The 14829-nt window shown below is 46.6% G+C and carries 15 protein-coding genes and 1 pseudogene; 12 read left to right on the forward strand and 4 right to left on the reverse strand.

From position 1 onward, the window contains the following. Positions 1-49: 49 nt before the first annotated feature. Positions 50-910, reverse strand: coding sequence for a fumarylacetoacetate hydrolase family protein (locus PKOR_RS14520; RefSeq protein ID WP_046311662.1), 861 nt, complete (start codon positions 908-910; stop codon positions 50-52). A 305-nt stretch (positions 911-1215) separates the two neighbouring features. Then, positions 1216-1929 (reverse strand): annotated as a pseudogene (locus tag PKOR_RS25300) (MBL fold metallo-hydrolase). A 396-nt stretch (positions 1930-2325) separates the two neighbouring features. On the opposite strand from PKOR_RS25300, the gene PKOR_RS14530 reads away from it, so the two are divergent. Beyond that, positions 2326-3627, forward strand: coding sequence for a DUF5690 family protein (locus PKOR_RS14530; RefSeq protein WP_046311664.1), 1302 nt, complete (start codon positions 2326-2328; stop codon positions 3625-3627). Positions 3628-4050: 423 nt separating this feature from the next. On the opposite strand, the gene PKOR_RS14535 is transcribed toward PKOR_RS14530, so the two are convergent. Beyond that, positions 4051-5064, reverse strand: coding sequence for an LLM class flavin-dependent oxidoreductase (locus tag PKOR_RS14535; protein WP_046311666.1), 1014 nt, complete (start codon positions 5062-5064; stop codon positions 4051-4053). Between the two features lie 24 nt (positions 5065-5088). Beyond that, on the reverse strand, positions 5089-5532 hold the full coding sequence (locus PKOR_RS26105; RefSeq protein WP_084694808.1) for a PaaI family thioesterase: 444 nt from the start codon (positions 5530-5532) through the stop codon (positions 5089-5091). Positions 5533-6077: 545 nt separating this feature from the next. On the opposite strand from PKOR_RS26105, the gene PKOR_RS14545 reads away from it, so the two are divergent. The 11 genes from PKOR_RS14545 (at position 6078) to PKOR_RS14595 (ending at position 14783) form a co-directional block, all read left to right on the forward strand. Continuing rightward, positions 6078-6467, forward strand: coding sequence for an acyl-CoA synthetase family protein (locus tag PKOR_RS14545; RefSeq protein ID WP_084694809.1), 390 nt, complete (start codon positions 6078-6080; stop codon positions 6465-6467). Beyond that, complete coding sequence (gene paaE / locus PKOR_RS14550; protein ID WP_046311668.1) at positions 6464-7537, forward strand: 1,2-phenylacetyl-CoA epoxidase subunit PaaE; 1074 nt, start codon at positions 6464-6466, stop codon at positions 7535-7537. Before PKOR_RS14545 ends, paaE begins: the two co-directional genes overlap by 4 nt. Positions 7538-7586: 49 nt before the next feature. Beyond that, positions 7587-8549: a 1,2-phenylacetyl-CoA epoxidase subunit PaaA gene (gene paaA, locus PKOR_RS14555; protein ID WP_046311670.1), complete on the forward strand. Its 963-nt coding sequence runs from the start codon at positions 7587-7589 to the stop codon at positions 8547-8549. A 284-nt stretch (positions 8550-8833) separates the two neighbouring features. Further along, positions 8834-9121, forward strand: coding sequence for a 1,2-phenylacetyl-CoA epoxidase subunit PaaB (gene paaB / locus PKOR_RS14560; protein ID WP_046314527.1), 288 nt, complete (start codon positions 8834-8836; stop codon positions 9119-9121). A gap of 5 nt (positions 9122-9126) precedes the next feature. Further along, positions 9127-9957, forward strand: coding sequence for a 1,2-phenylacetyl-CoA epoxidase subunit PaaC (gene paaC / locus PKOR_RS14565; RefSeq protein WP_200897372.1), 831 nt, complete (start codon positions 9127-9129; stop codon positions 9955-9957). Between the two features lie 95 nt (positions 9958-10052). Further along, the gene (gene paaD, locus PKOR_RS14570) at positions 10053-10541 is read left to right on the forward strand and encodes a 1,2-phenylacetyl-CoA epoxidase subunit PaaD (RefSeq protein WP_046311671.1); all 489 of its coding nucleotides are present in this window, start codon (positions 10053-10055) and stop codon (positions 10539-10541) included. Positions 10542-10544: 3 nt separating this feature from the next. Then, positions 10545-11330 (forward strand): enoyl-CoA hydratase-related protein, encoded by a 786-nt coding sequence (locus tag PKOR_RS14575; RefSeq protein ID WP_046311673.1) that lies wholly within the window; start codon positions 10545-10547, stop codon positions 11328-11330. Then, positions 11327-12496, forward strand: coding sequence for a 3-hydroxyacyl-CoA dehydrogenase NAD-binding domain-containing protein (locus PKOR_RS14580; protein WP_046311675.1), 1170 nt, complete (start codon positions 11327-11329; stop codon positions 12494-12496). The genes PKOR_RS14575 and PKOR_RS14580 overlap by 4 nt, the downstream gene beginning before the upstream one ends. Then, positions 12483-12911, forward strand: coding sequence for a hydroxyphenylacetyl-CoA thioesterase PaaI (gene paaI, locus PKOR_RS14585; RefSeq protein WP_046311677.1), 429 nt, complete (start codon positions 12483-12485; stop codon positions 12909-12911). The genes PKOR_RS14580 and paaI overlap by 14 nt, the downstream gene beginning before the upstream one ends. Positions 12912-12980: 69 nt before the next feature. Next, complete coding sequence (gene pcaF / locus PKOR_RS14590) at positions 12981-14186, forward strand: 3-oxoadipyl-CoA thiolase (RefSeq protein WP_046311678.1); 1206 nt, start codon at positions 12981-12983, stop codon at positions 14184-14186. A gap of 3 nt (positions 14187-14189) precedes the next feature. Then, positions 14190-14783, forward strand: a complete 594-nt coding sequence (locus PKOR_RS14595) for an acyltransferase (RefSeq protein WP_046311679.1) — start codon at positions 14190-14192, stop codon at positions 14781-14783. Positions 14784-14829: the final 46 nt, after the last annotated feature.

Below are 14829 nucleotides of genomic sequence, written 5' to 3' on the forward strand. Positions count from 1 at the left end.
GCACCTTACTTTAGTTAACTAGGCTCTGAGCTTGGACTAAGACCAGCTGCTATAAAGTCTCCTCATAACGCTTTACCCTCTGTTTTGATGTCCCCAAGCCATCTATTCCCATCTCCAGCACATCTCCCGATTTTAAATAAACTGGTGGGGTTAAACCATATCCTACCCCAGCTGGAGAACCGGTAGAGATTATATCTCCTGGGAGCAACGTGATGAATTGGCTCATATACGAAACAAGGTGCGGTATTTTAAAGATAAAATTGGCGGTAGTGCTGTCCTGCATTGTCTCGCCGTTTAGCTTCAGCCAAAGGCGCATGGCATTTACATCTTCAATTTCATCTTTAGTAACGAGGTAGGGCCCTATTGGAGCGAAAGTATCACAGCCTTTGCCTTTGTCCCAGGTGCCGCCGCGCTCAAATTGGTATTCACGCTCCGAAACATCATTATGCAGGCAGTACCCGGCCACATAATCCATAGCCTCGGCCTCTTCTACATATCTTGCCTTTTTCCCGATAACAAAAGCGAGCTCTACCTCCCAATCTGTCTTCTCTGAATTTCTAGGGATGATGATGTCATCGTTTGGCCCCATCAGCGCTGTTGTAGATTTCATGAAGATGATCGGTTCTGTGGGAATCGGCTTTTCCATCTCTTCGGCATGGTCGGCATAATTGAGGCCGGTACAAACAATCTTCGAAGGGCGGGCAACGGGACTCCCCAAGCGACTGTTCTCTGGTATGCGCTCAAGTTTCTCTTTATTCAACTCAACAAAAGCCTTCAAGCGTGAAAGACCATCTGTTTCGAAAAAGCGCTCGTTATAATCTTCTCCAAGAGCAGAGGTGTCATAAAAAGCGCCATCTATCACAATGGCAGGTTTCTCTCGGTTCAGTTCTCCGTATCGTATTAATTTCATATCCTATGTTTTTCGCCTTTCAATAAAGGCATATGTAGTTAGTATAATTTTGCTGCTGCTATTATAACAGCATTAAGTACGGTATTCTGTTTCCCATCGGTATACTACTGGACACAACTAGTCTTAATACTGTAGCGGCTTATGCAAGAGATGTGAAAGCGAAGGAAACATGTAACAAAGTTATGTTACGACTGAGGCTCCAGCTGCTGTACCTTAAACTCACATCTTTTGATTTCTTTTTCTGTAACAACTTATTAAGCTAAAAGCTACCAGAGGTTTTATTCCTCAGTGTGCCCATAAATATATTACTCTGAACTTGATTTCACATTCTCCCACCACTGCTGAAAAACCTGATGCTCCTTATCCAATTCCACGACCTGGCCAATCATGGGAGTGATGAGGGATTGGTTAAACTCCTTGTTCAGCTGCGTGACCTTTGCCAGGGGCTCATTCCAAGCGTGGCCGCCTAGGTCAAACTTGCCAGAGTGTACCGGGAAAGTTCGCTTAGCCCTAAGGTCTTTACTGGCTTGCAGTACTTCGTCCGGCATGGTATGGATATAGCGCCAAGCTGCATTGTATTGCCCGTTCTCCAAAATTGCCAGATCAAATCCGCCAAACCGCTTCCCGATCTCAGTAAAGTGGGTGTCGTAACCGCTGTCGCCCCCTACACATATCCTTTTGGAAGGTGTCTCCACTACATAAGAGGTCCACAGGGTGTTATTGGAAAACAGGCTTCTCCCCGAAAAATGACGTGCCGGTGTAAGGTATACCGTGAGGGCGTCTGTAAGTACAATCTTATCTCCCCATTCCTATTCAATTAGCTTGGAAGCTGGGTATCCCCATTTCCCAAAATGTGCCCCAACCCCTAATGCACAGACTACTTTTCCTACTTTACCCTTTAATTGCTTAACTGTGTCGCAATCCAGGTGGTCGTAGTGGTCGTGCGTGATGAGCAGGTAATCGATTGTTGGCAAGTCTTCTACCTTGTAAGCGTCGGCACCTTTAAAGCCTTTGTTCATTCAGCTAAAGGGAACAGCATAGTTGCTTAGTACAGGGTTTACTAAATGGTTTTACCTTCTAACTGCATGAGGTATGATGAGTGACCAGACCAGGTAATCTTTGTCCTTTGGCAGCAACTTTAAAACTGTTGAGTTGGCCTTTCCATTTTTGGCATCTGTGTAAGATTCGCTCCATAACTCTCCTTCGTGTTCCATACCGTAATTATATATGGCTTTGTTCTATCTTTCCCAACATCAAGGAGGCGATTAAATCAGCCACAAGTTATGGTATCAAAAAGATGCTAGTCCTAATTAAGCCAGAACAATTCTCATTGCCCACTGTGCTACTTCCACCATTATTTATTACATTCCAAAGGTAAATGTACAATAGCAATTCTACTAAATAAGGTTAATGGCATGTCTGAGATGACTGAATTGAAAAGGAGTCAGATGAAAATGGGCATTTATGCCGCCGTTGTGGTTTTTTTAACCTACATCATGATTTTTGGCTTCAGAAAATCCTTTACAGCGGCTACTTATGAAGGTATCGAAATAGCCGGGTACAGCTATAAGACAGTGCTTGTTATCAGTCAGGTGCTTGGTTACCTGTTGGCCAAATTTTATGGCATCAAGTATATCTCGGAGCTAAAACGAACCGGCAGGGGTAGCGTGATTCTTCTCCTGACAGGGATCTCCTGGTTAAGTTGGCTTCTTTTCGCTATTGTACCCTTGCCTTACAACATTGTTTTCCTTTTTATAAATGGTTTCCCCTTGGGTATGCTTTGGGGCGTTGTGTTCTCCTATGTAGAGGGCAGGAGGAGTACTGATTTTATTGGTGCCACATTGGCAGTGAGTTTCATCTTCGCCTCCGGGTTTGTAAAATCTGTTGGGGCCTGGCTGATGGTGCAGTTTGTTGTGTCGGAGTTCTGGATGCCATTTTTTACAGGTCTGATCTTTGCCCCGCCACTTTTACTTTTCGTGTACCTGATGGAGAGGATTCCTCCACCAAGTGAGGAGGACATCCGACACCGAACAGCGCGTACAGCCATGACCAAAGAGGATAGGAAGGTTTTTGTGAAGGAGTTTTACGCGGGAATTGCAGCATGCGTCTTGATATACTCTTTTGCAACGATCTTCCGGGATATCCGTGACAATTTTGGAGCTGAAATGTGGATAGAGCTGGGGCATTTGAACCAACCCGCTATATTCACCAAAACCGAAACGCCTATTACACTAATTATTCTGATCTTGATCGGCAGTATGGTGCTCATCAAGGATAATTATAAAGCCCTGCAGACGGCACATATTTTAATTCTAGTAGGTTTTGCGGTCGCCGGAGTGTCAACCCTGCTCTTTAGCGTTGAATCCTTAGACTCTGTCTGGTGGATGATGCTTGTTGGCCTTGGCTTATACATGGTTTATATTCCCTTCAACGCTGTGTTCTTCGACCGGCTGATTTCCACCTTCAAGTATACCGGGAACGTTGGCTTTCTTATTTACCTGGCTGATTCGTTTGGGTATGTGGGCAGCGTAGGAGTATTATTCAGCAAGGAAATCTTCAAAGTACAATTGAACTGGGTAACCTTCTTTTCAAACAGTGTAATAGGTCTCTCGGCTATTGGTATCTTGCTTACTGCTTTTTCTATGCTGTATTTTGGGAGAAAGTATAAAAAGCAAGGTTCCCAACAACTAAGTCCTGCTTTGGAAGCTGCCATATGAGACAAGATATCTCATTTTAAAGACATACTGTACAGAACCACAGTGGCAACGCTAGAGGTAGATTTCACTTTTGGGAAGCTGGAGTGAAACAATTAACTTATCAAAAACAGCGTGTTAACAGTTTCACAAAACCCATCCATGGTAGGGGCAACAAAATAACAGCTGCTATAGCTCCTTCCTAAGAGTCGAGTGGAAGAGTGGTAAGTATAGAAGCTATGCGAAACAAAAGAAAAAGGCCTCCAGCGTTCACTGAAGGCCTTTGGTCGAGTCAGAAGGATCGAATCATGAACCTAATTAACAATAATCAAATCTATTTAAGTGATTACTTAAGTGTAGAGGAGCTGTAAAGTAATTCTCTAACAACTCTATACTACAACAGATCTTTTTATTTTGGAAGGCTAACTAACAATGCCTTTTCACTTTTCAACTACCTTCATTTATCTCCGTCATAATCTCTGCAAACAGTCTTGTGGATTTTATTCGGTCGTTCAGGTCATACATGGTGGATACAGCTATGAGTTCATTTACGCCCGTCTCTTTAAGAAATGCTTGTATTTGCTTCTTTACAGTTTGCTTGCTTCCAACAAAGGAATACTTCAGCATTTGATGCACAGCAGGATGGTGAAACATTTCTTTCAATTCCTCGGTCATTTCTGTGGGCGGGTGCAGCGGGTCTCTGGAGCCGGTTAGCACGCCCACAAACATTCTGATCAAGCTGGTGAATAGCCTTTCTGCTTCTTCATCGGTATCGGCCACATAAACATTTACTCCAGCCAAGGTATAGGGCTGTTCCAGAAACTCGGAAGGCTTAAATTCTTTGTTATAGATTTTTAAAGCTTTGAGTAAGTGGGTTGAGGCAAAGTGGCTGGCGAAAGCATAGGGCAGTCCTTTTTCGGCCGCTAAGTAGGCACTGTCTGTACTGGATCCTAATATATACAGCGGCACATCCGTGCCTTCAGCAATGGCGGCTCTTACAGGTGATTTTTTGTTTTCTAGAGAAAAGTACTTCTGAATTTTAGCCACTTCGCTGGGAAATGACTGTGCTGCCTCCATAAAGTCCGACCGTATGGCCTGAGCTGTTTGCTGATCCGTACCCGGCGCCCTGCCAAGGCCTAAATCAATGCGGTTAGGGTATAAGTGGGCTAGGGTTCCAAACTGTTCAGCTATAATCAGGGGAGAGTGGTTGGGCAGCATGATACCACCTGAGCCGATCCTGATGGTAGATGTGTTCTCTGCCACGTAACCCATGAGCAGTGATGTGGCGCTACTGCCAATATTATCTGAATTATGATGCTCTGCAAACCAGATGCGTTTGTAACTATATGCCTCCGCTTCTTTTGCCAATGCCAATGAATTGTGCAGGGTCTGTTGTATGGTGTCCCCTTGCGAAACAATGGCAAGCTCTAAAAGGGAATAAGCTATCTTTTGATTATCCATAGTATTCAATGCTGTCGAAAAGTCTTATCGGTTTCTGCTTTTCAGAATTAAAAAGTTAACAAGACTTCCCCCTAGATGTTTAGCTAGGCAGTAGATGTGGATCAATCGGTGTAGGTACTTATTCCTAACCGTTATCATCATTGCCGTCATTTTTACTAACAATTTTTCTTCATTGCTGTCGTACAAGTAGCCCTTGCATATAGTTAATGTTTTGTCGGAATGAAGCACTTTGCCAACGGCAATTAATTTGTCCGTCATTGCAGGTCTCCTATAATTGACCTTGAACTCAATCGTTAATACCAATGCATTATCTGGCATCATAGTCAGAGCCGCATAACCACAGGCACTGTCCCCCAAGCGAAATTTAAACCTCTGGCACTCACAAACCGTCTCCACCGCTTTTTTGATTTTTAGCAGTATAAGAAATATCATGAATGATCTGCCTTCGGTACGTCCCGACTGCCGCATCACAAATCAGAATAGATTTTTGGTGATAAGAACGAGCTAGCAAACTTTACTCCCTATCTGTGTCTTGTGATGGGAGTTATCAAAGTTAAGATGGTATATGAAGCGTGATAGCGGCATGTGCCTTTGCTGGCTTCTGTGGGTTTACTTTCCACAAAGCACAAGTAATTCAAGAGCCGATATTGATAAGGTTATGGCAGGTAAGTTGAGTTTCTTCTATAGTTTACTATTAAGCAGATTATTCTTCATCCATATTAGTTAAATTCTGTAAAATTTACCCTACCTAACGTTTGTTAGTTCATTAATTATACTATACATTTGGTTAGTCCCCACCGGTTAACAACTATCTGTGGAATGATCAGGAAAAGTTTATGTACTATTTGTAATACCTCTCAACTACAAAAAATGCTTTTAAATCCTGATATTGAACGTATGCCCTTGGAGAAGTTCTGGAAGCTTCAGAACAGTCGCTTAAAGGAACAGGTTACTTACCTCTACAACAAGGTGCTATCTATTATGATAAATCTGCGAAGCGCACACATGTTAAGATGGGGCCAATTGTTGGGCGGGCAGATGAGATGCTCATCAGTCATGGTGTTAATTTTTTCCATACACAAGTAGAAGATGTTCTGAAAGAGCTGCTGCATATTTCTTCCTATTACCAAGTAACCGCGACCCGCACCGGTAGTATGGATAAGGTAGAAGTTAGCAATGAACTGGACGAGTTTTATATGCATACACTAGGTCTGAGTGAAATAACAGAAGAAAGCGTGGTGCAGCATGAAAGCCTGCGACAGCTCAGAGGCGAGTGCATCAAAAAAATAAAGGACAACATCGGCCTGTCGATGGATGTGAAGCTGGTGGCTTACGGTGCATTACCGAGAAGCGAGGGCGGCAAGCTGAGCAGAATTAAAGATCTAAGAACTGTATATTCATGAGTAAATTTCACAAGGTAAAAATCAAACGCATCAATAGGGAAACGCACGACTGCGTCACCGTGTCGCTGGATGTACCGGAGGAGCTGAAAGATACCTTCCGCTATACCCAGGGGCAGTACCTTACGTTCAGGCGGCAGCTTAACAATGAGGAACTCAGACGCTCTTACTCTATATGTTCCAGTCCTTTGGAGAATGAGTGGAAGGTGGCGATTAAGAAAGTGCCGGAGGGGCGATTTTCCAGCTATGCCAACGAGGCCCTACAGGTAGGGGAGGAACTGGAAGTGATGCCTCCGATGGGGCGCTTCTATACCGAACTGCACCCGGAGAACGAGAAGTTGTATGTGATGTTTGCAGCTGGCAGCGGTATCACACCGGTGCTCTCCATTATGAAAACCATTTTGTTGACGGAGCCGAAGAGCCAGGTATACCTTATCTACGGAAACAAGGGGCGCAACTCTATCATCTTTAAAGAAGAGATAGAAGGGCTGAAGAACAAGTACATGGACAGGCTGAGCGTGTACCATATCCTGAGCAGGGAGCATAGTGACACTGAGCTCTTCTTTGGCCGTATAGATAAAGAGAAGACCAACGTTTTTCTGGATAACATTATTGAGCCCGGACAGATTGACGAATGCTTTATCTGCGGTCCGGAGGAAATGATTTTTGGCGTGAAAGATGCTTTGCTGGAGGCGGGTGTAGACAGTAAAAAAGTGCATTTTGAGCTGTTCACCACAGGTAATAGTGGTAAGAAGGAAAGCCGCAAAGAGCGACCTGCCGGTAAGGCAGACAAGCAGAGTAAAGTAACCATAAAAACGGATGGTGTGGTGATGAACCTGGATATGTCGTACTACGGCAATACCATTCTGGACGCCGCCATTGAACAAGGTGCTGATCTGCCTTACTCATGTAAAGGAGGCGTTTGCAGTACCTGTCGCGCCAAAGTAATAGAAGGAGAAGTGGAGATGGATGTAAACTACTCGCTTGAACCCGAAGAGGTGAAGGCTGGTTATATATTAACATGCCAGGCTCGTCCGCTGACAGAGAAGGTTGTAGTTGATTTTGACCAATAATATTTTTAGTTTTAAATACTAACGAACGTTAGTTAATGATCAAGAAGCTATGGAAGAGGTAGAAGTAAATCTGGAAGAACAATTTGAAGCAAAGGTTGCCAAAGATATCAGAATAGAGCCGAAGGACTGGATGCCGGATGCCTACCGTAAAACACTCATCCGACAGATATCGCAGCATGCGCATTCTGAAATTGTAGGGATGTTGCCAGAGGGAAATTGGATCACACGTGCTCCCTCGCTTAAGCGCAAGGCTATTTTGTTGGCAAAAGTGCAGGATGAGGCAGGTCACGGCTTGTATTTATATAGTGCCGCAGAAACATTGGGCGCCTCCCGCGACCAGATGATTGCAGACCTGCATTCTGGTAAGGCCAAGTACTCCAGTATCTTTAACTACCCAACCCTTTCATGGGCGGATATCGGGGCCATTGGCTGGCTTGTGGATGGCGCTGCTATCATGAACCAGGTGCCCTTGTGTCGTACGTCTTACGGCCCTTATGCTCGTGCAATGGTACGTGTGTGTAAAGAAGAAAGCTTCCATCAGCGGCAGGGCTTCGAGATTATGATGAAGCTGTGCAACGGTGCACCAGAGCAAAAGAAGATGGCGCAGGAAGCTTTTAACCGTTGGTGGTGGCCTACACTGATGATGTTTGGGCCAAAAGACGATGAGTCGCCGAACACGGAACAGTCGATGCGCTGGAGAATCAAACGCTTCACCAACGACGAATTGCGGCAGCGCTTTGTTGACATGATGGTGCCTCAGGCGGAGTTTCTAGGCTTGACCGTGCCGGATAAAGACCTGAAGTGGAACGAGAAGAAAAACGGCTATGACTTTGGTGAAATAAACTGGAATGAATTCTGGAACGTGGTCAAAGGCAATGGCCCTTGCAACAAGCAGCGTATCCAGACCCGTGTGAAAGCTTATGAAGAAGGTGCATGGGTACGCGAAGCCGCCCTCGCTCATGCCGAGAAAAGAGCACAGCGTGAGCGTCAGAAAGCAGAGCAGGCAGCATAGGGTGTTGCCCAAGCAGTGCTTAAGTTACCCAGCCCTAACCCTTCCGGGGAGGGGAATTTTTGCGTAATGCTACGAAGCAGAAAAATTAGCCAAGTGCACGGCTGACGAATTTTTGTTTGAGTGTTCAGCGAGTTCAAATTCGTCTTGATTCTTTTGCTTCCTTTTCTCATCAAAGAGAAAAGGAAGGCCTAGCCGGCGAGGCGAAAAGTTGGTTTAGTAGATACAGTGCCGACTTAAAATAAAGAGGCAAAACCTCATTAATGTACTTTAACAAAGTAAAACATATGAATACAAAAGAATGGCCTCTTTGGGAAGTCTTCATCAGAAGCAAACAAGGCCTTGACCATAAACACGTAGGCAGCCTGCATGCTGCGGATGCCGAAATGGCTATCCAGAATGCCCGCGATGTGTATACCCGCCGTATGGAAGGCGTGAGTATATGGGTGGTGGAGTCGAAGCATATACATGCTTCTAACCCTGATGATGCCGCTGCTTTCTACGAGCCTGCAAACGACAAAGTATACCGCCATCCTACATTCTATGAGGTGCCTGCGGAAATTAAAAATATGTAACAGTTATGATGCACAACCACGAAAATGCGCCGCACCTGCACGAGCAGCACTTCAATACGCCTGTACAGGACTATGCGCCTGAAGTGAAGCAGCTGTTGCTGGACTATACCTTGCAACTGGCTGATACTACCTTTATTCTGGGGCATCGCCTTTCAGAGTGGTGCGGACATGGACCAGTGCTGGAGCAGGACATGGCCTTGTCTAACATTGCGCTGGATTTGATCGGCGAGACCCGCAGCTTATATCAGTATGCGGCAGAGCTGGAAGGTAAAGGCCGTACAGAAGATGACCTGGCATACCTGCGTGATGCCGTGGAATATAAGAACCCACTGCTGGTAGAACAGCCGAATGGCGATTTTGGCGATACCATCATGCGCCAATTTATCTTCGACAGCTTCCATTACTTTTTCCTGAAAGAACTTCAGAATAGCACCGACCACCGCTTGGCCGCTATTGCTGAAAAGTCTTTAAAAGAATCCAGCTATCATATCAAGTGGAGCTCAGAATGGGTAATCCGCCTGGGTGACGGCACAGAGGAAAGCAGGCAGCGTATTGAAAAAGCCATTGAGAACCTATGGCCTTTTTCAGGTGAACTGTTTACGATGACAGGCACTGAAAAAGCTTTGTTAGAATTAGGTGTCATCTCGGATTATAGTATGATAAAGCAAAGCTCAGATGCCCACATTGCTAAGGTGTTCAAGGAGGCTACTCTGGAAATTCCGCAAAACATCTGGATGCAATCAGGAGGCAAGGAAGGAAGACACACAGAACATCTCGGCTTTATTCTGACGGAGCTGCAATACCTGCAAAGAGCTTATCCAGGCCTGGAGTGGTAGCGGCGTAGGCTTTCTCATTCTGAATGCTCTTTCGGATCGAAAGTCCGGAACAGCAAAAAAGCTTAAAACCTGACATACAGTATCTATAATCTGATTTGAACACAGAAGATAAAATCTGGCAATATTTAGAAGATGTTTCCGACCCTGAGGTTCCGGTGCTGAGCGTGGTGGACCTGGGGGTGGTACGCAATGTGCAGGTACAGGACGAAGAGGTGCAGGTGACAATTACACCTACCTATTCCGGATGTCCTGCCATGAACACCATTGCCACAGATATCAGACTGAAACTACTGGCAGAAGGATTCAAATCGGTTCGCATCAATATGCAGCTGAGTCCCGCCTGGACCACCGACTGGCTTTCAGAAAAGGGCAAAGTAAAATTAGAGGAGTACGGCATTGCTCCTCCTGTGGAGGATGGAGGAGACATACATGCCCTGTTTGGCAGAGACACCACCGTGCGCTGCCCGCTTTGTAAATCAGAAAACACAAAACTGATCAGCCAGTTTGGCTCCACTGCCTGTAAAGCACTTTACCAGTGCAACGAATGCCTGGAGCCTTTCGACTATTTTAAATGCCTGAAATAAAACATGGAAGAAAACAACTACATCAAATATGCCTTTGAGGCTGGCGTCGCCACCATCACCCTGAACAGGCCAGACATTTTTAACAGCTTTAACCGTGAAATGGCTCTATCGTTGCAGGAGCGCCTGCGCAAGATTCAGCAAAATGAGGAAGTGCGGGCTGTGCTGCTAACTGGCGAAGGCAAAGCTTTCTGTGCTGGCCAGGATCTGGCTGAGGCGACAGCGGCGGATGCGATGGAAATATCAAAGATAGTAGATCAGCATTACAACCCGATTGTGCTGCTGCTCCGGCAACTCGAAAAGCCAGTGGTGGCTGCCGTGAACGGTGTAGCGGCAGGTGCCGGTGCCAATCTAGCCCTTGCCTGCGACATTGTGGTGGCCAAAGAGTCAGCTTCTTTTATTCAGGCGTTCAGTAAGATCGGACTTATACCTGACAGCGGCGGCACCTTCTTTTTACCCCGCCTGATAGGGTTACAAAGAGCCAGCGCTTTGATGATGACAGGGGATAAGGTGAGTGCAAAAGAAGCGCAGGAAATGGGTATGATTTATAAAGCCTTTCCAGATGATGCTTTTGAAAACGAGGTTAGTAGCTTGGTGAAGCGCCTGGCACAGATGCCGACAAAAGGCCTCGCTTATACCAAGGCTTTACTGAATTGTACTTTCGATTTAAGTCTTGATGAGCAATTGCGGCATGAGTCGACCTACCAGCATCGCGCAGGCGTTACAGACGATTTTAAAGAGGGGGTGCAGGCATTCATTCAAAAAAGAAAACCAGAGTTCAAAGGACAATGACGATCGGCATCATCGGCAGTGGAGCTATGGGAGCAGGCATTGCGCAAGTAATAGCTTCCGCGGGACATAAGGTTTACATTCTTGATAAAAATAATAAGGCTCTGGAGCGTGCGGCACAAAGCATAAAAAGCTCACTGGATATACTCTGCTCAAAAGGCAAGATATCCGAATCAGAAGCAGGAGAAATCTACGGGCGCATTTACTTGACGGAAGAGCACCAGGACTGCGCTGCCTGTGCTCTTGTTTTGGAGGCGGTAATCGAGGACTTGGAGGTAAAGCAGAACTTGTTCCGGGAACTAGAGATGATCGTTTCAAATAGTTGCATCCTGGCGAGCAATACTTCTTCGCTATCCATTGCCTCCATTGCATCGGCTTGTCAGAAGCCGGAGCGTTTTATCGGTATACACTTCTTCAACCCTGCTCCGATCATGAAGCTGGTTGAAATCATACCGGCAGTGCAGACAAGGGAAGGACTGGCCGACGAAATTAAAGCCTTGGTAACTTTGTGGGGGAAAACACCAGTAATTGCCAAAGATACTCCTGGCTTTATCGTCAATAGAGTGGCGCGTCCTTTCTACGGCGAGGCAATCCGTTTGCTGGAAGAGGGCATAGCCGATGCCGCAACCATTGATTGGGCAATGACCGAACTGGGTGGGTTCAAGATGGGGCCTTTTACCTTGATGGACTTTATCGGCCATGATGTGAATTATCGGGTGACGGAATCTGTCTTTGCAGCCTTCTTTTATGACCCACGATACAAGCCCTCCTTTACACAAAAGCGTCTCTTCGAAGCTGGATACTATGGCCGTAAGTCAGGCAGGGGCTTTTACAGTTACCAGGAAGGAGTTTCACAGCCGGAACCAAAGAAGAACAGGGAGCATGGCCTTTATATCCTTCACCGCATCCTGGCGATGCTGATCGCCGAGGCTGTAGATGCGCTGGTGCTAAACGTGGCCTCTAAAGAGGACTTGGAACTGGCCATGACCAAAGGGGTAAATTACCCGAAAGGTTTACTGGCCTGGGCAGATGAGTGGGGGTTGGAAAACGTGCTGCAGGTATTAGATGACCTTTATGAAGAGTACCATGAGGACCGCTACCGGGCAAGCCACATGCTCCGAAAAATAGTACGGTCTGGCCAAACATCTTTCGCATATGAACGAGCCTAAAGAAAAATTAAGTAAAGCAGAAGAGGTACTGCACCGCATGCTGGAGAAGGATGCCTATAGTAAGCTGCTTGGACTGCAGATAGACGAAGTAGGAGAAGGTTACTGCCGCCTGCACTTTCAGGTGCGGGAAGACATGCTAAACGGCTTCGGTATACTACATGGTGGCGTCACCTATTCCGCTGCCGACAGTGCATTTGCCTTTGCCTGCAACAGTCACGGGCGCCTGAGTGTTGCGCTCAGCACCAACATGGATTATCTCGAAGCAGGTAAACTCGGTGACTCACTGACTGTGGAGGCTAAAGAGGAAAGCCTGAAAAACAAGGTAGGAGTGTACCAGATCCGGATCACGAATCAGGAAGGTGTGTTGGTTGCGCTGTTTAAAGGCACCTCTTACCGAACCAGCAAAGACATATAAGTATATACATTCCCCTCCTTGGAGGGGTTAGGGGTGGGTTTAATAACCTCTATCAAACAGGATAAGATAATGAAACAAGCATACCTCATAGACGGCATCCGTACCCCGATTGGCAACTTCGGTGGTACCCTGGCGACCGTAAGACCTGATGACATGGCTGCCCTTGTGATTAAGGAACTGATGAAACGAAACCCCTCTGTTGACGGAGCGGAGATAGCTGATGTGATATTGGGCTGTGCCAACCAGGCTGGAGAAGACAACCGGAATGTGGCGCGTATGTCGTTGCTGCTGGCTGGTTTGCCTTTCTCTGTGCCCGGTGAAACAATAAACCGCCTGTGTGCTTCAGGCTTATCAGCAGCCATTGCAGCCAGCAGAGCTATACAATGCGGAGACGGTGATTTTTTTATTGCCGGTGGCGTTGAGAATATGACGCGTGGTCCTTGGGTCATTTCAAAAGCCAGTACTCCTTTTGGTAGAGACTCGGAAATGCACGACTCCAGTTTCGGCTGGCGTTTTGTGAATCCAAAGATGAAAGAGCTTTTCGGAACAGATGGCATGGGAGAAACAGCTGAAAACCTGGCAGAGCGCGAAAACATCAACCGTGAAGATCAGGACCAGTTTGCCCTCCGATCACAGCAGAAAGCAGCGGAAGCGCAAAAGAAGGGTCGCTTTAGCGAAGAGATTTTACCAGTAGAAATTCCGCAAGGCAAAGGCGACCCAAAAATCTTTGACAAGGACGAGTTCCTCAAACCATCCACCACAATGGAGGTGCTGGGGAAACTGCGGCCTGCCTTCCGGAAAAACGGTACGGTGACTGCTGGCAACGCCTCCGGATTGAACGATGGCGCAGCGGCTCTCTTGCTGGCATCAGAAGATGGTATCAGAAAGCACAACCTCACCCCAAAAGCACGCATTGTGTCGATGGGTGTAGCAGGTGTGGAGCCCCGCGTAATGGGTGTCGGACCGGTGCCAGCCAGCCAAATTGCCCTGAAAAAAGCAGGCCTTACCCTGAATGACATTGATCTGATAGAGTTGAATGAGGCATTTGCTGCACAAAGCCTGGCTTGTATCAAGGGCTTCGGCTTAGAAGATAACGATCCGCGCATCAACCCTAACGGTGGCGCCATCGCCTTAGGGCATCCCCTGGGCATGAGCGGTGCCAGAATTTTAAACACCGCTGCCATCGAACTGCACAAGCAGAACAAACGCTATGCCTTGGTGACCATGTGTGTGGGCGTAGGGCAGGGTTATGCAGCTATCATAGAAAAAGTGTAAAGGATGACTTACGAGTTCAACGGTTATAAGCCAGTCGTACATGAAAGTGCTTTTGTACATCCGCAGGCAGCTGTGACCGGCAATGTTATCATTGGCAAGAATGTTTACATCGGTCCGGGTGCTGCTATCCGGGGTGACTGGGGCCAGATTGTGATAGAAGATAATTGCAACGTGCAGGAGAACTGTACTATTCACGTCTTTCCGGGAGTAACGGTGCTGCTGAAAGAGATGGCACACGTTGGCCATGGTGCTATAATTCACGGCGCCACCATTGGCCGGAATGTGCTGATCGGCATGAACGCCGTGGTGATGGACCGGGTGGAGGTAGGAGACGAAAGCATCGTAGGTGCCTTGAGCTTTATAAAAGCGGATGAGAAGATTCCACCGCGAAGTTTAGTAGTAGGCAATCCATACAAGATCATAAAGCAGGTGAGTGATGAAATGATTGACTGGAAAACGAAAGGCACGCAGGTCTACATGCAGCTTCCGGCCGATTGCCACGCCACCCTAAAACCTTGCGAACCACTAAGAGAAGTGCCCGCCGACAGGCAAAAGCAGGAAAGTACCTACAAGACCTGGAACGAAAGTAAGGGGTGAGGTATAGCCTATTATAGAGTCTGAGAAAGGTGTGGTTTATACTTGC

The organism is Pontibacter korlensis (genome assembly GCF_000973725.1).
Lineage (GTDB): Bacteria > Bacteroidota > Bacteroidia > Cytophagales > Hymenobacteraceae > Pontibacter > Pontibacter korlensis.